This window comes from Adhaeribacter radiodurans (assembly GCF_014075995.1).
GTDB lineage: Bacteria > Bacteroidota > Bacteroidia > Cytophagales > Hymenobacteraceae > Adhaeribacter > Adhaeribacter radiodurans.
This window is the reverse complement of record NZ_CP055153.1, coordinates 2,844,741-2,866,089: the sequence shown is the minus strand read 5'-3', so window position 1 is coordinate 2,866,089 and position 21,349 is coordinate 2,844,741. Positions and strand designations below refer to the sequence as shown.

General features: G+C 41.6%; 14 protein-coding genes. 7 read left to right on the top strand and 7 right to left on the bottom strand.

The annotated features are described in order from the left end of the window. Positions 1-341: 341 nt before the first annotated feature. Positions 342-1,220, top strand: coding sequence for an aldo/keto reductase (locus HUW48_RS11730; RefSeq protein WP_182415849.1), 879 nt, complete (start codon positions 342-344; stop codon positions 1,218-1,220). A gap of 49 nt (positions 1,221-1,269) precedes the next feature. Next, positions 1,270-2,250: an aldo/keto reductase gene (locus tag HUW48_RS11725; protein ID WP_182415848.1), complete on the top strand. Its 981-nt coding sequence runs from the start codon at positions 1,270-1,272 to the stop codon at positions 2,248-2,250. Positions 2,251-2,492: 242 nt separating this feature from the next. Here HUW48_RS11725 and HUW48_RS11720 read toward each other — a convergent pair whose 3' ends face one another. Further along, the gene (locus tag HUW48_RS11720; RefSeq protein WP_220464018.1) at positions 2,493-3,101 is read right to left on the bottom strand and encodes an ester cyclase; all 609 of its coding nucleotides are present in this window, start codon (positions 3,099-3,101) and stop codon (positions 2,493-2,495) included. A gap of 93 nt (positions 3,102-3,194) precedes the next feature. Here HUW48_RS11720 and HUW48_RS11715 point away from each other — a divergent pair, with 93 nt between their 5' ends. After that, positions 3,195-4,091, top strand: a complete 897-nt coding sequence (locus tag HUW48_RS11715) for a LysR family transcriptional regulator (RefSeq protein WP_182415847.1) — start codon at positions 3,195-3,197, stop codon at positions 4,089-4,091. A 382-nt stretch (positions 4,092-4,473) separates the two neighbouring features. Here HUW48_RS11715 and HUW48_RS11710 read toward each other — a convergent pair whose 3' ends face one another. Beyond that, positions 4,474-6,675: a S9 family peptidase gene (locus HUW48_RS11710; RefSeq protein ID WP_182415846.1), complete on the bottom strand. Its 2,202-nt coding sequence runs from the start codon at positions 6,673-6,675 to the stop codon at positions 4,474-4,476. A 156-nt stretch (positions 6,676-6,831) separates the two neighbouring features. After that, positions 6,832-7,452 (bottom strand): hypothetical protein, encoded by a 621-nt coding sequence (locus HUW48_RS11705; protein WP_182415845.1) that lies wholly within the window; start codon positions 7,450-7,452, stop codon positions 6,832-6,834. Between the two features lie 626 nt (positions 7,453-8,078). On the opposite strand from HUW48_RS11705, the gene HUW48_RS11700 reads away from it, so the two are divergent. Continuing rightward, entirely contained in the window at positions 8,079-10,742 is a 2,664-nt protein-coding gene (locus tag HUW48_RS11700) for a DUF5916 domain-containing protein (RefSeq protein WP_182415844.1), read from the top strand. Positions 10,743-11,332: 590 nt separating this feature from the next. Here HUW48_RS11700 and HUW48_RS11695 read toward each other — a convergent pair. Beyond that, a complete protein-coding gene (locus tag HUW48_RS11695) occupies positions 11,333-12,247 on the bottom strand; it encodes a helix-turn-helix domain-containing protein (RefSeq protein ID WP_182415843.1) in 915 nt (304 codons plus the stop codon). A gap of 12 nt (positions 12,248-12,259) precedes the next feature. Further along, positions 12,260-13,186, bottom strand: coding sequence for an alpha/beta hydrolase family protein (locus tag HUW48_RS11690; RefSeq protein WP_182415842.1), 927 nt, complete (start codon positions 13,184-13,186; stop codon positions 12,260-12,262). A gap of 17 nt (positions 13,187-13,203) precedes the next feature. On the opposite strand from HUW48_RS11690, the gene HUW48_RS11685 reads away from it, so the two are divergent. From HUW48_RS11685 to HUW48_RS11675, 3 genes are all read left to right on the top strand, one after another. After that, positions 13,204-13,422: a hypothetical protein gene (locus HUW48_RS11685; RefSeq protein WP_182415841.1), complete on the top strand. Its 219-nt coding sequence runs from the start codon at positions 13,204-13,206 to the stop codon at positions 13,420-13,422. 819 nt (positions 13,423-14,241) lie between these two features. Continuing rightward, on the top strand, positions 14,242-16,035 hold the full coding sequence (locus HUW48_RS11680; protein ID WP_182415840.1) for a glycoside hydrolase family 9 protein: 1,794 nt from the start codon (positions 14,242-14,244) through the stop codon (positions 16,033-16,035). 200 nt (positions 16,036-16,235) lie between these two features. Next, positions 16,236-17,717, top strand: coding sequence for a glycoside hydrolase family 43 protein (locus HUW48_RS11675; RefSeq protein WP_220464017.1), 1,482 nt, complete (start codon positions 16,236-16,238; stop codon positions 17,715-17,717). 275 nt (positions 17,718-17,992) lie between these two features. On the opposite strand, the gene HUW48_RS11670 is transcribed toward HUW48_RS11675, so the two are convergent. Together HUW48_RS11670 and HUW48_RS11665 are read right to left on the bottom strand one after the other, a co-directional pair. Further along, positions 17,993-18,838, bottom strand: a complete 846-nt coding sequence (locus HUW48_RS11670; protein WP_182415839.1) for a phytanoyl-CoA dioxygenase family protein — start codon at positions 18,836-18,838, stop codon at positions 17,993-17,995. 541 nt (positions 18,839-19,379) lie between these two features. Continuing rightward, positions 19,380-21,311 carry a glycoside hydrolase family 88/105 protein gene (locus HUW48_RS11665; protein ID WP_182415838.1) on the bottom strand — a complete coding sequence of 644 codons (1,932 nt, stop codon included), beginning with the start codon at positions 21,309-21,311 and terminating at the stop codon, positions 19,380-19,382. Positions 21,312-21,349: the final 38 nt, after the last annotated feature.

Here is a 21,349-nt window from a genome sequence, read left to right as displayed (position 1 = left end):
TAGAAAAAACTGTTTTAAACTTCTATTTCCGACAATCCTGTTTTCAAAACCTGCCGGGTTTGAACAATCGAAGGTTCTTTTTACTATTTGGTTTAAGTTGAAACTACAATGCTCACACCTGTTTAAATATAAATTAAGAATGCTGCTCTAAATTATACTGCAAATAAAGGAATAGGCTTGTGTCAGGTTTCAGAAAGAAAAATTCATACATCCATTTTAATAACCTTAAAACAAATCTGCTTCTGGACTGTAAACGAGAAGAATTTTTTTTGCATCAACACCTCCTTATGGTGTACGTAAAACGAAGTTCATTTTAAATTTAACTTAAAAAGTAAAAAAATATGGCTAGCGAAACAACATCCGCCTTTTCTGCCGATTTTACGATTGGTAGTGATTTAACTGTTAACCGTATGGGGTATGGTGCTATGCGTATTACCGGAGAAGGTATCTGGGGACCACCTCAGGATAAAGAAGAAGCCATTCGGGTATTACAAAGAACTGTTGAATTGGGAATTAATTTTAGCGATACTGCCGATAGCTATGGGCCGCACGTATCCGAAGAGTTAATTGCCGAAGCTTTACATCCTTATCCAGCAGGTTTAGTAATTGCGACGAAAGGCGGCTTATTGCGTACAGGTCCAAACCAATGGCCTATTAACGCGCACCCCGACCATTTGCGTGAAGCGCTGGAAGGAAGCTTACAACGATTAAAACTAGACCAAATTGATTTGTATCAATTACACCGCGTTGACCCCGAAGTACCTTACGAAACATCCTTAGAGTTTTTGCAGCAAGTACAGGAAGAAGGCTTGGTTAAACACATAGGTCTTTCGGAAGTAACCGTTGATCAAATTAAAAAAGCCCAGGAATACGTTAAGGTGGTATCGGTGCAGAATATGTACAGCGTGGATAACCGCAAATGGGAAGAAGAACTGGAATATTGCCGTCAGCAAAACATGGCATTTATTCCCTGGTACCCACTTGCCGGCGGCAATTCTAAAGCATTGGCTAAACTAGACACAATCGGGCAAAAGCATGGCGCTTCTAAACAACAAATTGCCTTAAGCTGGCTCTTGTACCATGCTCCCAATATTTTACTTATACCCGGAACTTCTAAAGTTAAACACCTCGAAGAAAATTTTCAGGCAGCCTCAATAAAGCTTTCGCCGGAAGATATAAAGGTATTAGACCAGCTAAATACCGCCGAAATCTCGGGCTAAGTATAAGTTTTACTAAATTGAAATAAATAAAATTACTGAAACACGAAAGATGGAATATATCCGCTTAGGTAACACCGGCATGAAGGTGTCTAAAATTTGCCTGGGTTGTATGACCTACGGTATCCCAACTGAGCGTTGGCCCTGGGCCTTAAACGAAGAACAAAGCCGGCCATTTATACAAAAGGCACTAGAGCTCGGAATTAATTTTTTTGATACCGCTGATATTTACACCAACGGAGCCAGCGAAGAAGTAGTTGGGCGTGCTTTAAAGGATTTTGCTAAACGGGAGGACGTAGTAATAGCTACTAAAGTACATGGGCCCATGGGTCCCGGACCAAATGACAAAGGCTTATCGCGGAAACACATTATGAGCGCCATTGATGCGAGCCTGCGGCGTTTAGGAACCGACTACGTAGATTTGTATCAAATTCACCGGTGGGATTATGAGGTGCCTTTAGAAGAAACCTTAGAAGCTTTGCACGATGTGGTTAAAGCAGGAAAAGCCCGGTACATTGGCGCTTCTTCGATGTTTGCCTGGCAATTTGCCCAGGCGCTTTACACCGCCGACTTACACAACTGGACGCGTTTTGTATCCATGCAGCCCCAGTACAATCTGGTTTACCGCGAAGAAGAACGCGAAATGCTGCCTCTTTGTCAAGATCAGAAAATAGCCGTTATTCCTTGGTCGCCATTGGCACGAGGCTTACTTACTGGAAAACGCACCAAAGGCGGTAATGAAACCGAACGGGCCCGTACCGATGCTTTTGGCAAATCTATTTACACCCGCGATGATGATTTTCATATTTCGAATTTAGTGAACGATATTGCCCAGGAACATGGTATTCCGAACGCGCAAGTGGCTTTAGCCTGGCTGTTATCCAAGCCTATAGTAACTGCCCCCATTATTGGCGCGAGTAAACCTGGTCACCTGGAAGACGCTGTGGGAGCCTTATCAGTTAAACTTACTCCGGCGGAAATTAAGCGGTTAGAAGAGCCTTACCAACCACATCCGGTACTTGGCTTTTCGTAATAAATAAACTTGAAAAAAACTTAAATTCTTTTTCAAGAAAGTGTAACCTAAGAACTGAAATACCGTTATTAAATAGTGTAAGCTAAAGCAAGTATGTTTTAGTAAATAAAGAAAAGCCAGACTTGAAACGTTTGGCTTTTTTTGTCTTCTACTTTCGAAATTCTTATACTAAATTTTACTTATTCTTTTAAATGGTTGAGTTTAATATCTAATTAGCTTAGCGGATGAACGTAGGTACAGTTTCATTTGCCTGCATGCTGTTTTAGCTGTTGTTCAAAGCCAAACCGATCAATTTGAATCCAGTATTCTACTATTTTTCCATTTTGTACCCGGTAAACCGCACTCGCAATTTCAATTAAAGGTTTGCCAGTGGGGGCATAACCATCCAGGTTGGTAAGATGGTGGCCGGTTTGTTTCCAGCGGGCATATACTTTATCTCCTTCGGCTAATAATTCTGTAATTTGGAAAGAGTAATCACCGTATTGGGTTAAAAACTCGCGCACGTGATCCGCGTAATTTTCGGGGGTACGTTTAACCGTGGTTTCATTCTCGGCATTTACCTGGTGCGCCAGTACCGTTTCTGCCAGGTAAAGATTGGCATTATCCGGCGTCTTGCCTGAGCGCACTTCTGTTAGAAAAGCTTTTACAATTTCCTTGTTGCTGGTTACATCTAAAATCATATACTTCTGTTTAGTTAAAGTTTCGAATGAGTTTAGGTAAATAGAATCTATTTTGCTTTTATAAATAGCATTGCTTTTGCAAATAGATTCACTGGGGTGGAGTTTGTTACCTTGTGAATCTATTGGATGTAACCAACTGATTACTACCAAGGAAAAAAGTAAATTTTTCATAGTTCTGATAGATTTGCATACAAAGTAAATTGTTTGGCTTTAATACCGGAAATACTATTTTTGTCAAGAACTAATACCAAAAAGGTATAACACATGGACCTGCGGCACTTAAATTATTTTCTGGTTTTAGCGGAAGAACTGCATTTTGGCCGGGCCGCCGAGCGTCTGCATATTTCGCAGCCGCCCCTTACCCGCATGATTCAGCAAATAGAAAATGATTTGGGAGTAGCACTTTTTGAACGCACAAAACGCAGCGTAAAATTAACCCCAGCCGGATCTGAGCTGTGGCAGGATGCCAAACAAATGTTGTTGCAAATGCAAACGGTAAAGAAGCGCCTGGCCACTCACGGCCAGGGACAAACCGGTACATTAAAAGTTGGATACGTAGGAGCCGTAATGCACAGTGCCTTGCCCACATTATTAGCTGATTTTGCTAAAAACTACCCTAACCTGAAATTACATTTTGAAGAACAACCCAACCTGAATTTAGTACACGAATTAAATAACGGTACCCTGGACGTTGCTTTTGTTCGAACCTGGCTACACGTAGAAAACTTACAGGAAGACCTTGTCTTGAACGAACCTTTTGTAGCCATACTGCCCGAAAACCATGCTCTGGCTGGTCAAGAAAAAATTAAAGTAAAAGATTTAAAACAAGAAAAGTTTATCACTTTTACCCGGGAGTGCGGCCCAACTATTTTCGATAGTTTTGTGGTTTTATGTTCCCGGGCTGGTTTTACGCCGCATATTTTGCATCATGCCTCCCAATTAAATTCCGTTCTCCGGCTAGTGGAAAGTGGTTTTGGCATTTCCTTGCTTCCGCAGCATGTACAAAATGGCTATAATTTAAAAGTAAAATTTATTCCTCTGGAAGATGCTGCCGAAAACATTCCGTTGTTAATGCTCTCCCGCAAAGAAAACCCTAACCCGGCCTTACTTAATCTGAGAGATTATTTAAAAAGCAGTAGTGTAGAGAAGCTAATAAAATGAAATATGAATTTTATGGCACTAATCTACTCTCTACAATCTTAATGCGGCTGTCCACTTACTTATAAATTTTATTTGAAATTGGATTTACTTCCTGATTTTCGAATCCTGCGTAACAACAATCTAAAAGCTAAAATCAGCAAATTGGCTCTTTAAAAAATAGGAGTATTAAAAATTCTATTATAAGCAGCTAATGTTTATTGGAGTTTAGTATTTTGACTTTCATGAATATGGATACTAAATTTTTAAAACAGAGTAACCTAAATGATAACAAGCGCGTTAAATAATAATGTAAACTAAAGACAGTAAGTTTTAGTAAACAAAGTAGAGCCAGACTTAAAACGTCTGGCTTTTTTTATATCCTTTTCCAACTGACCTCTTCATTCTACCTGCCACCTGGCGGACAATGCTGTTTCAAATAATTAGTATATAAAGTAGATAAATGCTCTTGAGTACCTTCTCCTTCTGAAATGCTGTGCGTGCGGTTTGGATAAGGCATTACTTGAAACTGCTTATTGTATTTTATGAGTTCGTTAATGAGTTGTTCGGCATTGTTGTAGTGCACGTTGTCGTCGCCGGTACCGTGGATGTAAAGTAAATTGCCGCGTAAGTTTTTAGCGTAGGTAATCGGGGAGCCTTTTACAAAATCTTCTTTATTTTCCTGGGGCAAGCCCATGTAGCGTTCCTGGTAAATATTATCGTAAGTTAGTTGGTTGCCTACCGCTGCTACCGCTATCCCTGTTTTATAAATTTTTGGGTGCTGAAATAGTAAATTTAACGTAGCTGAACCGCCTCCGCTCCAGCCCCAAACCGCTACGCGCGCGGTATCTATAAAGGGCATTTTTAAAATTTCTTTAGCCGCTAAGGCCTGATCATTGATGTTGACTAAGCCGATTTTGCGGTAAACACTTTTGCGCCATTCCCGCCCTTTAGGTACAGGCGTACCCCGATTATCTATTCCCACGTACACGTAACCATCATCGGCCATATTACCTTTGTATAAGCGATTATTACTAATGCCGTACACATCTTTCACAATCTGTCCCCAAGGCTCAGTATAAACGTTAAATACCACCGGGTACTTTTTGGTTTTATCCAGGTTAGCAGGTTTTAACATCCAGGCATCCATTTCTACCCCTTCGCTGGTTTTAATTTTTAAAAATTCCAGGTTGCTTTTTGCTTTATCGGCTTTTGCCACCGCATCTGTTACGGCGCTGGTTTTATCTAAAGATTTATGATCAGGCAAACTTAGCCATTCGGAAGTCTGAGGCGTGTAGTAGTTCGAAAACAAGTGGCGGGCAAATTTGCCGTTGGGCGATAAAACGTATCGGTGCGTGCCGGCTTGGATAGTCGGCGATAAACGTTCTAATTTACCTTTACCATCCAATCGAGTGCGGTACAAATACGTTTGTGTTGCATTTTCGGGTGAAGCCGTAAAGTAAACCATACCTTCGGGCTCTACTACTTTTATAATTTCCATTACATCGTAATTGCCGCGGGTAATTAAAGTTTCTTTTTTACCATCGTGGCTAATCCGGTACAAGTGGCGCCAGCCGTCTTTTTCGCTGGCCCACAAAAACTCGCGTCCCTTATTTAACCAATCCCAGCCGCCGTTCGCATATTTGGGGTCCCACAAGGCCAGCACATCAATCCAGGCATCCTCTTTTTCCTGGTAAATTAGGTTTACTTTTCCGGTAGTTGCCTGCCCAATAAATAAACGACTCTCGTTTTGTTTGCGGTTTAGCTGCTGCAAAATAATCTCGTTCGGGTTTGCGGTCCATTCCAGGCGAGGAACGTAATGCTGGCGCGGGTCGCCAGGTAATTGCAGCCAGGTAGTTTTAGCATTAGTTACTTCTACTACGCCAATTTTATACGGAGAAGGTGCTTCACCAGCTACGGGGTATTCTACAGGTGTTACCTGCGAGTAAACTGAATCTATTAGGTTTACCATTAAGTAATCTTTTACCTGGTTAGCATCCATCTGCCAATAAGCGATTCTCTTACTATCAGGGCTCCACCGGAAGCCATTACGACAGAAAAATTCTTCTTCGTAAGCCCAGTCAAAGGTGCCATTAATAATCTTCCGTGTGCCGTCGGAAGTGAGGGGCTTAGTAGTTTTAGCGCTTAAATCTTCTACGTACATATTATGCAGGCTCACATAGGCTACCTGATTGCCATCCGGCGAGAATTGCGCAAACATTAAACTTGCAGCGGGTTGGTTCTTACCAATTTGCGTAAAGGTTTGCTTTTTTAAATCGTAGACCCAATAATCGCCGCGCGTATGCTCTCGCCAGACTTTGCGGGTATTGGTAAAAAGTAAAATTTTTTGTTCGTCCGCAGAAAAAGTAAAGCTGCGGAAAGCCAGGGGAGTAGCTTGACCATTCGGAATTAGTTTTTCTTTCGCCAGAACAACCTGCTTTTCACGCCCGGGCAAAGTGAATTTTACTATATTCCCTTCTTCCTGCTGTACAAAAGCCTTACCGGATTTTAACCAGGTTATAGCGCCGCTGTTTTGAGCCACAACCGGATAAATCTGACAAGCTATAGCAAAGAGTAATAGCCAAAATTTTAAAATATTAGATTTCATGCAGTAAGATTATGAATGCTAAGTCTGTTTGGGAGAAAGTTAGGGTTTTTAGCAATAGTTTTATATTCCTATTGGCGGTTCTTCCGTGTGAAAAGGATGAGAAGCTTAAAAATTTTACAAAAAGCGCTAATTAGTGCTTAACAACTTACCACTAACTTAATGTGCGCTTCGGTAGCCAAAACCAAACAAGGTGTGCAGGGCAATATTGGGTACAGTGGCGGTGCCACCACCGAGCAAGGGCATACGGGTCCAGGCAGCTGTAAGCTTTACTTCCGGCCGGAAAAACCAATGCTCTGCTACGCTTATAGGTGGACCAACTGCGGCTTGTACACAAATTCCGGAAACATGATACCCTCCGCCTGTAAAGCTTTTCACGGGATTAATCGCTTTGCCTCGGATACGTCCTTCCGGATGACCAATTACCATTCCCAGACCAATCCGGATAATACTCGGAGAGTTTCTGTAAGGCACAATATGGCTAAGCATAGCCAGATTATAGCCATGCGATACATCAAAATGCTCTATTTCTGAAGTAGGATTTTGCAAATATAATTTATGGTGCACTAACTCGGCACTCCATTTTTGGTAGCCTAACCGGTAAGCATAATACGGGGAACCGTGCCAAGGTAAGGTATGGTAGCGCGCTTCAAATTTAATTATCTCCTCACCGCGCTGATTTATCCGCAAAGTAGTAGGCAAACTCCACGATGTTCCGGCAAATACTTCTGCTGTTAAGCCCTGACCGACAACCGTAAAGTTATTACTTGCTATTACCAAAAGAAGTAAGATTAACCGGTAAACTTTTCTGATTCTCACCTTAATTTATATACTCAAACTTAGGTAACGAAAAGAGAAAAATAGGGTTTATAAAAGGGGAAGGTACTCTTTAACCATAAATGAAAGAAGGCTAAAGAAATTACCATATAAAAGGCAAACCGCTTTCTATATCCTTCTTCCTCATCCAAAACTATTAAGCTTTCTAATTACTACCTGATATTAAGATAGTTTTAATAAATATTCCTTTTCATGTAAGGTTTTCTTGCTTTGGTCGTCTTTGTTTAAAAGAAGACAACGGTAGAAGGATGAAAGTTTTTCGGGATTCACTAAGTTTTTATTACAGCTCCTTCCAAATAAGGAGTACAGGTTAATTTCTTCGCTCTTAAGTTGCTTAAGAGCGAAGAAATTAAATTTTCTGTTGATGCTGTTACTTTCCGGATAAAGGGAAGTTATCTAAAAATAAGTAATAGTGGTGACCTGATTAGCTTTTAAGTTTCGGACTTTTTCCACTATCGTTTTCAAGCATTATCTCTAAACTTAGGTGGTTGGTGCAGGTTCGTTTACCTGATTAATAAATTTTCCTTTTTCACTACTTGCAAGCATATTCAATTTCTATCCTTAATTGTATGAAAAAAGCTTGGTTGCTTTTACTCTTACTTTTTTTTATTCGAGCTGCTCAAAGTGCTCCTGCCGATTCTGTTCAGGTAAAGAAGAAATATGTTACAAAACAGCTTTCAGGCAGCCTTATTAACTTAGACGGCGTGCCCGATGAAGAAGCCTGGAAGGCGGTAGAGTGGGGTGGTGATTTTACGCAATACCAACCCAACGGGGGCAAACCTCCTTCCCAAAAAACAAATTTCAAAGTTTTATACGATACCAAATTCCTGTACATCGCTTACCGTTGCCTCGATGCAGCACCGGATTCCATTATTAAACGCATGGGACGAAGAGACGAATTTCCGGGTGATTGGATAGAAATAAACATTGATAGTTACCACGATCAGCGGACGGCCTTTTCCTTTAATTTGTCCGTCTCGGGGGTGCGCAGCGATGAATTTGTGTCGAACAACGGCAATAACTGGGATGCGAGCTGGAACCCCATCTGGTTTGCCAAAACGCATGTAAATTCCGAGGGCTGGTCCGGTGAAGTGAAAATTCCGTTTAGCCAGTTACGGTACGGCAACGAACCCGAAAAAGTATGGGGTCTCCAGATTATCCGGCGATTGTTTCGGAAAGAAGAGCGTTCTACGTGGCAAAATATCCCGCAAAATGCCGGAGTGTGGGTGAGCGCCTTTGGGGAACTGCACGGGTTACATGGCATTCCCATGCACCGCCAAGTAGAAATTGCCCCTTACGTAACTGCCCAAACCGACCGTTATAAGAAAGAAGAAGGAAATCCGTTTGCCAAAGGTTCTGATTCTAAAATGAACGCCGGCGTAGACGGTAAATTTGCTATTACTAACGATTTAATTTTAGATTTTACTATAAATCCCGATTTTGGCCAGGTAGAAGCAGATCCTTCTCAAGTACGGATTGATGGTTTTCAGAATTTTTTTGAAGAGCGACGGCCTTTTTTCATTGAAAGCCGCAATATTTTTGATTACCGATTAACCGGTTCCGAAGCCGGGGGCGATTACGACAGCGATTTATTGTTTTATTCCCGTCGGATTGGTAGTTCTCCGCACGGCAATCCGGAAATTAACGACGACGAATACCTGAAATCACCCCAAAATACTTCAATTCTGGGAGCACTTAAGTTTAGTGGTAAAACCAAAAAAGGTTGGAGCATTGGCGTTCTGGAAAGCATTACGCAACGAGAAATAGCTACTATCGATCATGACGGACAACGAAGAGAAGAACTGATAGAACCGCTTACCCATTACTTTGTTGGACGTTTGCAGAAAGACATTAAAGCGGGTAATACCATTTTAGGCGGAATAATAACTGGCGTAAACCGCGAGAAAGGTTTAAGTGACCAACTCCACCGGAATGCTTATTCCGGTGGGTTAGACTTTGTGCAATATTGGAAAGAACGAACCTGGTACATTCGCGGAAACGTAGTTTTTAGCCAGGTACAAGGCACTAAAGAGGCCATTTTAAATACTCAAACTAGCTTCGAGCATGTATTTCAACGCCCAGATGCCCGCGAAGTAGCCGTAGATAGTAACCGCACTTCTCTGGCCGGGATGGGAGGGACTTTTAGGTTTGGTAAAATTGGCGGGAAAACAGGTAAGTTGGGACAGGTTTTTAGATTTGAAACAGGCGTAACCTTACGCTCTCCTGGTCTGGAATTAAATGATCTTGGTTTTATGCTTACAGCCAATGAAATTAATCATTTTACCTGGGCCGGTTTACATTATCAAAAACCCTTTTCTATTTTCCGGAATGCCCGTTTAAATTATAATCATTGGGCCCGGTGGGATTATGGCGGTCAGTTTCTGTACCAAGCTTTTAATTTTAATTCGCATGCAACTTTTAAAAATTACTGGCAATCTGGTATGGGTTTAACCTGGAACACTTTCGATATATCAAATAATGCTCTCCGGGGAGCTTCGTCTATTCGTCGTCCGCCTGGTTTAGGAAATTTCTTCTACGTAATATCCGACATGCGCAAGAAATTCTATGTTACTCTAGAAACATTTAATTTTTGGGGTTTTAGTAATACTGTAAAAGGAAACAATATAGATTTAACAACAACCTTCCAACCAATCAACGCCCTTCGAATAAGTTTAACCGGCAGCTACTCGTATAATTGGCGTCGACAAGACCAATACGTGAGCGAGGTAACTTCTAATAACCAGACCCGCACCATTGTGGGGCGGGTAGCCCAAAAAACGTTACGCTTTACCGGTAGAATAAGCTATAATATTACCCCCGACCTTACCGTGCAATATTACGGACAACCCTACATTACGCGTCCGGTGTACGACAACTTTGCTTATGTATCCAAGCCATTAGCCCGCAAATATGACCAACGTTTTCAACTAGTGGATAGAAGCCAGATGAGTTTAAGTAATGATGAATACAAGATAGATGAAAATCAGGATGGCACTCCCGATTATAGTTTCACCAAGCCGGATTTTAATTTTGTGCAGTTCCGCTCTAACCTGGTTGCCCGTTGGGAATACCGTGCCGGTTCTGAGTTATATTTAGTTTGGTCCCAAGGCAATACCCCCGATGCGAATGCTGATATTAACACTCCTTTGGCCAATAGCTTATGGAAAAATGCTTTTGCCGAACAATCGCGGAATATCTTTTTAATAAAATGGACTTACCGATTTTTAAGGTAGGTTAAATTGGTGCTTTGTTCAATTTAATAATCCGTACAGGTTTTAAGAGGCAAAGGGACAATGGGGATTAATTGAAAAGAGAAAAGGTCGTAGAGAAGCCTTAACACACAACTTACCTACGCCCGATGAGCATCCAAGAGATACTTTCTATAATAATGGGCAAACTTTCTGGCTCTAGTAAATGGCAACATAATTTTTTGATAGAAGTGTTCCAGGCCTAGTTCAGCTGGCTGGGGCGAGCCACCTTTGAGAATCTGGCCTGGTATTCGAAGTTCAATGAACTCACCCTCCGGTGCGGATTCAGCAAATTCTTCGACTGGCTAGCCTTTATTCTGGGCTTGCAGTAAAGTGGTTACCAATCTACTCTTGTATTGGCAGCCGCTTTATTGCAAACGCTTCAAACGAACCCTGCAGGTGGTGCTGGTAAACCGATAAGCGCTTGTTGGTAACTTCCATCGATCAACAACAAGAGGCCGTATGAACAACTCAGCCAACAACCCTCCCTTGAGCTATTTGACCTCAGTACCTTAAATCTTCAGCATTAGCTTAACAAGGCCATTTAATCGAATCTGAACCTGTACGAACCAATGTTAATTGAAAGAACGTCTGAAATCCAAGGGCGACACACTGGTTTTAAGCTTAAATAGTTTACTAAAGGACTGGGGATGCTCAAATCCTAATTCATAGGCTATCTCACTTATCGAAGCCTGACTTGTCGATAACCGCTCCTTTGCTTTTTCAATCAGGTGGTTATGAATGTGCTGTTGGGCGTTTTGCCCAGTCAGTGATCGCAGCATATCACTTAAGTAACTGGTACTGACGTTTAATTGCTCAGAAAGAAACTGGACAGTCGGAAGTCCCTGCTTGGGCGAGTCTGGTGACTGGAAGTAAGCTTGCAAAATCTCTTCTGTTCTTTGAAGTAAATCGCTGCTTACCGCCTTACGGGTGATAAATTGCCGGCTGTAAAACCGGTTGGAGTGATTTAGCAGCAATTCGATCTGGGAGATTACAACGTCCTGGCTGAAATTATCAATTCTGTCTTTTAATTCTTCTTCTATACTTTGAAAAACAGATATTATAATGGTCTTTTCCTTTTCGGACAGATGCAATGCTTCATGGATAGAATAGGAAAAGAAACCAAACACTTTAATTTTCCTGGCGAGTTCGTAACCAAGTAAAAAATCCGGATGGAAAAGTAAAGTATAACCACATTGGTCACTGAGTGGGGCATGCCCCCCTGTGATTTGATTCGGCGAAACAAAAAACATTCCCCCTTCGTCGAAATCGTAGTAATGCTGCCCATATTTGAACTTCCCCTGAAAGTTCGTCTTATAAGAGATCTTGTAAAAATTTAAAATGTGCGGGTTGGGAAGCCTTTCTAGGGGAATGTTACCTGTGGCATTATTTATCAAACTTACCAATGGGTGCATAGGTGCCGGTATGTCCAGCACTTTATGCAACCTTGATAAAGAATCGAATCGATGATTAGAGATTTCATCCTTCATATTATCTGTTTATTATTTGCTTTCAATGCTGCCCAAGGCTCCCTGTACTCCGTTAAGCATTTTCTTTGCCTGTTCCCAACTTGAATCGTTTGGATTGAATGTACTCCGAATATACGCAAGAATGCTTTGACATACAAAGGCAACACGCTCGGGGTTTTCATCACTGGTTTCGCGGGCATCGTAACCTGATATCCCACCAAAGATGTGCTCGGCACCGAATACGGTAAGCAGATCCTTGGGGCCGGGACTTTGATAATAAGCATCGGCTCTCCAATTGTCGACATCAGAGAACATAAGGTTTACGTCCTTGTCCCCGTTCACTATAAGCGCAGGCAAAGTCATGGTGCCAAAATTGCCGGCTGCCAACACAGGATAATGCTGTCTGTTGACTCCATTAAAACCTTCGGGACCACCGCTCACGCCGATCAGTACCTGGGCTTTTATCCGTGGTTCTATGGAATTTACTATTTTACCTGTTGCAGGATCCGTCACATCCATGCCAGCCAGCATAGCAACGGTGTGGCCGCCCATGGAATGGCCGATGGCTGCAACTTTTGCTTTGTCGACTCTTCCATTCAATCCTGGTACTGTTGAAATAATTTCATCTAAATGATCCAGGATAAATTTCATATCGTTTGCTCGTGAACTCCAAAACAAGGGTGCTTCAGGAAGGGATGAGGAAAGCCCCAGTGCTTTGGAGTTCTGGTGAGTAGGTTGAATGACGACAAATCCTTCTGCCGCAAAAAAATCAGCAAGCGGCCCATAACCTTTGTATGAAGAGAGAAAGTTAGAGGGCCCATGTCCATGCGAAAGAAGAATGACCGGCAGGTTGTTTCCGCTTGCAGGAGCAGAAACTTTCATTTCAAGGTCTACGTGACGGCCGGGAACAGATAATACAATTGGACTAAAGCTGATGATGGGAGTTTGTGACTGTTTCATTTTTTTGAATTTTGATATTGGCAAAGTTAATCAGGCTTCAAACTCCGGGTTTAGCTAAATCGGGGCATTACGTAGCCAAACTCCGGCAGGATATTAATAACTTGGTGGAATGTTATGAGGACAGTTATGGTGCTCCCCTAATCCTGTCCAGAATTTGGGGAGCACCCTATTCTACGCTTCGACAGCAAGGCAAACATCTGATCACCAAACTTCGCTCAGATCCCGATTTATATTAGTTATAACACAAGGTAGCCGCCAACCCAAACAGCAAGGAGCGAGCCGTAAATATACCGGGAAAGTCAACGTTGAGGACTCGGCAAGTTGGTCAAAAATGGGGGAAGAAACTACCTATGTTTACCTGCAACTCTACGCACAATGGCGATATTCTAAAAGGTATCATCGCAGTCTGTTAGTGGTTTTAGTGCGCAATATAAAAACCAACAAGTACGTCTTACTATCCTCAACCTATCTCCATCAAGAGCCACAACAAGTAGTGCAATACTATTAACTGCGTTTTCAACTCGAATTCGTTTTTCGCGATGCTAAGCAGTTCACGGGAATGTCTCAATGATAAGCACGAGAGGAGGCTAAGAAGGATTTTCATTTGAATCTTTTTTTGAGTGCCGTCAAAATTGCCCGATTGGCACTTCAAGAAGACCAATCCTATCTCAACTCTATAAATGCCTTAATACGCAGACAAACCAAACAGCGAATAGCTGAATTAATTTATCAGCAACTCAGCACTTGTAGCTCAGTTGATTTTAAACACTATAAGCCCATGTATTTTCAATTATTTCCTAAAAAGGAAGCGTATACTTTTCTTAAAATGTACACACTATGGTCTACTAAGAATTAAAATTTTTTAATTGACAATAATGCCTAAATGCTAATGGTTTTTATTCCTTTGTTCGGAATAGTTTTCTAGGAAAATGGTTTGGTTAGCCAAGGGCGAAGTTTGCTCCAACAGTTCAAAGACCCAGTAAACAAATATTTAAACGAAATTCTACCATTATTTACTTTATTTTATAGTTTCGTGCTTCATCCAAAAAGCACCCATGAACTCTTCGGTACAAAAAAGAATTTATTTTGTCCTTTGTTTTTTCTCTATTTTATTAACAGGCGCTTCTAATAAAAAAAATGAAGAACTTGCCTGGATTCGCATTAATCAGTTGGGCTATTTACCCGAGGGTGTGAAAGTGGCCGTATGGTGTTCCAAGCAAAATCAGGAAATAAAAGAATTTGAATTAGTAAATGCCCGAACAAATAAAGTAGTGTACCGCGGTGCTGCCGGTAAGGCTTTTGGTGCTTACGGTCCATTTACACAAACCTACCGGCTTGCTTTTACCTCTTTTACTAAATCTGGCCGGTATTATTTAAGAGTGAATCAGGCGCGCTCACCGGAGTTTAAGATTAACAAAGAGGTATATCGGGGTACTGCTGATTTTTGCTTGCGCTACCTGCGGCAGCAACGTTCGGGTTTTAATCCTTTTTTACAAGATAGTTGCCATACGCATGATGGATATACTTTGTACGGCCCCATGCCCGACAGCACACACGTAAATGTAGTAGGCGGATGGCATGATGCCAGCGATTATTTACAATATTCTACTACGTCGGCCAATGCTACTTATCATTTATTATTGGCTTACCGCGATTTTGCTCCGGTTTTTACTGATCGGCACCAAGCCAATGGTTTAAAAGGAAAAAACAAACAAGCCGACGTTTTAGATGAAGCCCGTTGGGGTTTAGACTGGCTGTTAAAAATGCATCCGCAAGACGATTGGATGTTTAACCAAATTGCCGACGACCGGGACCATTCTGGTATGCGCCTGCCCAAAGAAGATAGTGCTTACGGACGAGGCTACGAACGACCAATTTACTTTATTAACGGAGAGCCGCAACAAAGAGGTAAATTTTTAAATAATACCACGGGAACTTCCTCAACTGCAGCTAAATTTTCGGGAGCTTTTGCTTTAGGTTCTCAGCTTTATCACAAACTAGACTCAAACTATAGCCAGCGTTTAAAACAAAAATCAATTTCGGCTTATGCCTTTGCATTAAAGAAACCAGGCGTTACGCAAACCGCCTCGGTTAAAGCACCTTACATTTACGCCGAAGATAATTGGGTAGATGATATGGAGTTAGCCGCTACCTGGCAAAACCGGTTAGAAGAAGCTTTACAATACGCCCAAAAAGAACCTGTAACTCCTTGGCTAGGTACCGACACAGCTAAACATTACCAATGGTATCCGTTTATTAATATGGGGCATTACGAGTTAGCCAGCCGCTTACCAGAAGATTCGAGAAAAGTTGTAATTAATTACTATCAGGATGGCATTAACCGGGTGTGGCAAAAAGCCCAAAACAATGCTTTTTACCGGGGAATTCCTTTTATCTGGTGTAGCAATAATTTAACTACTTCCTTTGCCCTGCAATGTTATTGGTACCGGCAACTAAGCAACGATTCCCAATTTACTGAACTCGAACAAGCGAATATTGACTGGCTATTTGGACTAAACCCGTGGGGAACTTCCATGGTGTACGGCTTACCGGCCAAAGGTGATACTCCCGTTGATCCGCATTCGTCTTTAATGCATTTAAACAATTACCCAATTGATGGCGGGCTGGTAGATGGTCCGGTTTACGGCCAGATTTACAAAAATTTAATCGGCATTAAGTTGTACAACCCCGATGAATACGCTGCTTTCCAGAGCGATTTAGTAGTATACCACGATGATTTCGGTGATTATTCTACGAACGAACCTACTATGGACGGTACTGCTTCGTTGGTTTATTTGCTAGCCGCTCAGGAAAACGCAGGAAGAAAAGCAAACACTAAAAAGAAATAGTTGTAGATAACTTTTTTGGGATTTACAATTTAAACAGAAAGATTACTATTTGAAGATTAAGTTTTTCTGTTTGAGTACTTCCCCCTAACGGCTTCATAATCATCAAATAACGAATAAGTACTTATTCAAAAATTATTAATTTTAAAACAAAGAGGTACGTTTTTGCGGATAAGCTTATCTGATCACCCTGAGGAAAACCGATGCAGGAAAAAAGCAATGGCGCCAATATTTCGGAAATGGAATTAACTTCCCCCGATAGTGCTCATTATTCTTTTACTATTTTAATTCGGGAAGAATTAGGCGTAAATAATATTTTTACTTTAACGGTTACTGGCACTGATCCCCAAACCAAACAGGTGAAAACCTGCTACTATCAGCTAAAAGAACGAAACCATACGGATTATTTAAATTTATTCGAAAAATTAGCACTTGATTTCGGGTTACGGACACCCCAGAACCGCCAACTGGTGCAAACCAATCCGCAGTTTAAAGCTACTTACCGGGAAGTGCTGAGTAAAAATTTAAACCCGCAAATCTTATATGGCTACGGCGATCCGGCAGTAATCCGGGTAAAGCAACAAACCGGTGCAGAAGAACCGCTCTATTATTTACTTTCTACTTCTAACGATGCCCCGCATGCTTTCCCCATTATTCGCTCCCGCAATTTACAGGATTGGGAATTTGTAGGCTTTGTATTTCCGGAAAACCGCAAACCCGCCTGGGCAGCTAACGATAAAATGGTAAGCGATTATTGGGCACCCGAAATGCATCAGATTAACGATAATTTCCACGTTTACTTCGTTGCCCGCGATAAAGATACCCGGGAGCTCTGCATTGGAGTTGCCAAGTCTACTCATCCGGATGGGCCTTTTTTGGCGGATGAAGAACCAATTTTAAAAGGCAATGTTATTGATCCGCACGTTTTTGTGCAGGATAACGGATTGGCTTATTTATTCTGGAAGGAAGACAACAACGATGTTTGGCCAGGTAAATTAATTCAATTTCTTTTCGAAAATCCAACTTTCATCCGCGACTTATTTGAGGAGGAAGAAAATCAAATTACGACCTCTTTTATAGTAATTTTATGGCCCTGGGTGCAAACCCTGGAACCCATGGAACGCTTCTTATTTAACCAGGTTTTTATTGAGGCCATAATCAGCAGGTATTTACTTTTTTATGATCGTTTAACTGAATTAAAAAATACACAAACACAGCCAGTTCAGCAGGCCATTTCAGTTATTCAGCGATACATGAAAACCCCCATGTACGCCCAACAACTATCCGCCGATGGATCGAGTTTGATAGGAGAAAGAACTAAAATTATTGAGAATGATCTGGCCTGGGAAGCACATTTGGTAGAGGGCATGTGGGTAACGCATCACCAGAATAAATTCTACCTGTTCTATGCCGGTAACGATTTTTCTACCGATCAATACGGAATTGGTGTAGCCATTGCCGATTCGCTTTTAGGCCCTTACCGGAAAATGCCGCAGCCATTTTTGCAATCAACAGCCGAGTGGTGGGCACCCGGGCACCCCTCGGTAGTTGTGGACCCTAATGGGAAACCGCAACTTTTCCTGCACGGTTATTTTCCGGGTAAAGCTGGTTATAAGCAGTTTCGGGCACTGTTGTCCATACCCATTCTTTTTAAAGAAGACCGGGTAGTATTAGGGAAGATATAAGCCAGAAGACACAAGTATAAAGATATTAGATGCTTGACTAATGTGCTTATTGTAAAATTGAAGCTCAAAACCTTATTACCATAATCCCGACCTTCAATATATTAAACTATTTCTGTCTTCTTACTTAAAAGAAAGCAGTCCGGAGGAAAATTTACTTTTTTCCGGACTGCTTTCAGGAGTTTACTTTTTTACTATTTGGTTAATACTGATTTAATAATTAACCTAAATATATTAGTCGAATATCCATTAATTAGTAACTAACCACTTCTTTAATTTTAAGCTTCGCCCATCATTAAACCTTCAATGGTATGCGCCTGGTAAATAGGTTCTAATTTATCCACTAGCCGGTAAGTTAAATGTTCTTTCAAACTCTCCGGAAGTTGTTCAAAGTAGGAACGGGTAATTTGTAAATCGTGGCGTTCTGCATTTTTAGCAGTGGGAGAGTCTACGCCTAGCACCAAAGCCGGCCGGGGTTTATTTGAATAATTAGCCGTACCCCGGTGAATGGTTAAAGCCGACCGGGCGGAGATATCGCCCATTTTAGGAAATTTCCGTTGGGCTCGTTCCTGGTACCGGGCGTAACTTTCTTTCGCTGGAAACATGTCGTGCTGAAAGTTTATTGGTAAATCCCACTGAGTGCCGGGTGCAATTTCAAAAGGTCCCATGTCTTCGGTAACATCTACGGTGGTTAAGTTAAAGGCCAAAGAATTTAGCCGGCGACCTAAAATGGTATCTTCCGGTGCGGGAAAGTCGCGGTGCCAGGGCTGTTCTACTGCTCCCGGATTTGGAATATCAAACCCGATTTCTACAATTTTATAATCTGGCCCCAGCACGGCTTCCGAAACCGCCTGCACCCAGGGATGCGTCGCTAATTCTACAAAGCCCCGGATATCTTCGGGGTGAATTTCTACGTAATGCCGCTTCGGACCACGGCCAACTGCCCCACCGGGCCGCTGCAAAGCAGCTTCGTATAAAACCCATATATCTTCATCGAGTTGCTGCACCCACTCCCGGCTAAAAGCTCCTTTCAGGGCAATTATACCATCGCCATACAAACCTCCCAAAATTGAGGCTACATCGTATGTTGCTATTGCCGGATTTATTACTTTTTCTGCTAGCATCGTTCTGAAATTTTAAATTTAACAACCATTTCATTTTCCTGTAACCCATATGTGTCAGGATTATTTTACCATTCTACGTTAACCTAACGCCTCTGTATAGTTGAAGTTACAACGAAAAAAGCTTAAAGCTAGGGTAGAAGGCGAATAGATTGTTAAGAAGAAGTTGTGTTTAGAACTTGTTGTATTATAAGAATGTCCGGATTAGCTTATAGTTTACCCCAAATTGCAAGATAGCAGTGTCCTTAACGTAGTTACCCTTATTGGCCTTAACGCAAATAATGCATATCGTATTGGATGGCTTTATTCAGCAAGTTTCCCGGGATGAAAACCTGCATTCCACTTAAAGTTATTTAAATCCACTCAAATTATGTTTGTTCCACCTTAAGAGTACATTAAAACCCATCAGCGAAGTAGTTTTAAATGACTCTTTAACTGAATACTATCAAGTACTTCAACGAAATTAGTAGAAGCTATTATTTATAGTAATTTGTTAAGCACCAAAAACTTACTAAACCAGCAACGAACAACTAATAACAAACAACTACTTACTTGTTGCAGGCACTTGCTGGAACAACCAGGTAAGTAAGTCCGTACCTGCCTCAAAATTCTGGTACTCGGCTGGTAGCTTCCTGCCATCCGTATACTCGTTGTACAACCAGGGATCGCCAACCGCAAACACGGTGCCTTTGCCTACTTTGGCTACTGCCATTACCACATCGCCTTTATGATCTAACACCGATTTAGCCGGAGATTTCAGGTTTAAAGTGCTAATATCCTTCAAGAAAAGCTGACGACCATTCTTGAAAATGGAATGATTAGCGGGAACCACAATTTTTCCTAATTCAAAATCATTGCCTATAACTAAATTCTTGGTTTCTTTTTTAAACTCAATGCCAAATGCTTTTGCCAGCGTATTAAAATGGTCAAATTCGTTATTCGGTAAATCGTTGCCCATTAACAACAGAACACCTCCATTTTTTACCCATTCCGATATAGCTTTTACATGGGCTGGTTGAACGTAATTGGGTTGGGCAGTTTCCTTTTCCGTATCCGGGTCCACAATAAGATATACATCAGCATTTTTCAGGTTCTGAGCGGTAGGAGCTTGTTTTAGCTCTGCTGTTTGAGCCCTCATGTAGCGGGCATGTTCGCCTAACAAAGAAAAACCATTATTATCCTGCTCCTCCCATTTATAATGAAAAGGAATGGTTTGCCCGCTGGCATCTTTTATAAACTCATTATTAAAATACCCATCCAGCAACAAAGTTTTTCCTTTGCCTACGGTAGTAATCGTGCGTAATTCCATTTCGTTAGAAGCCATCAGAAAAGCGCCTACTCCGTTCGGATCGTTCGTAACTACTTTTTTACTATACAAAAATTCATAACTATCGTCTCGGTAAGGGCTTCCTCCCAGATTGTCGACGCTTGCCGTACCTTCCAGATTAACCTGGCCTGTTTCGTTTGTTTTAATAAACTCTTTAACAATTCCTTCATGCCCTTTTAGAGCAACGGCTTCATATTTCTGAGGCAGATAGCCTAAGCGTACTGCTTTGCCTAGGGCATAAACAAATAAACTTGATGCTGATGCCTCCGAATAATTGTTTTTACTTGTTGGCTGATCTAAGATCTGGTACCAGACACCGGATTTGGAATCTTGTACTTTTTCTACGGCTAAGGCAAAACGTTCCAGAATTTGTAGCAGGGCTGTCCGCTGCGGATGTTTAACCGGAAAATACTCCAGTACATCTACCAAACCCGCACCGTACAAACCCATAGCCCTTCCCCAAAACAAGGATAAATCTGTATTCCTATCAATCCACTTTTGTGTTCTTGCTTCATCCCAGCCAGGATTTAACAAACCTGTTTCTGTATCACGCAAATGGTTTTCCAGAGAAATAAATTGATTAGCGATGTCTTCGAAAGCCTCGGGTTGATTAAACGTGGCGGCGTACTCGGCATAAAACGGTTGAGCCAGGTATAAATCATTTAGCCAAGTTTGATATGGATATATATTTTGGTGCCAGAAATTACCTTCTTTGGTACGTGGCTGTTTTCTTAGTTGTTCACGCAGCAAAGTGGCCGCTTTATAATATTTCTCCTGCAAAGTTACTTTGTAAAGAGTTAATAAAATCCGGCCATTCTTAACATCATCAAGCTCAAAATCTTCGGATTTGTACCGGGCTATGCTGCCATCCGGCTTTACAAAACGGTTCATACTTGTTTGCACGAACTTAAAATAGGCTCCTTTTGCTGTTCGCCGCCAAACATTCGTAAACCCCTCCAGTACTAAGCCTTCGTCGAATGACCAGGTAGCAGCCTTGCCGGTCTCTGTTACCAGCGAATCTTGCCAAATATTTACAGCAGTAGCTGCCATTTTCTCTGACCAGGAACTACCCGGCGTTTGGCTATAGGAAAAGGGTGCCGGCAAAATAGTGCTTGCAAATATTAATAGTAAGGATAAAAACTTTTTCATAACTGATTACCTTATTTTATAACAGATAAGAATAATGC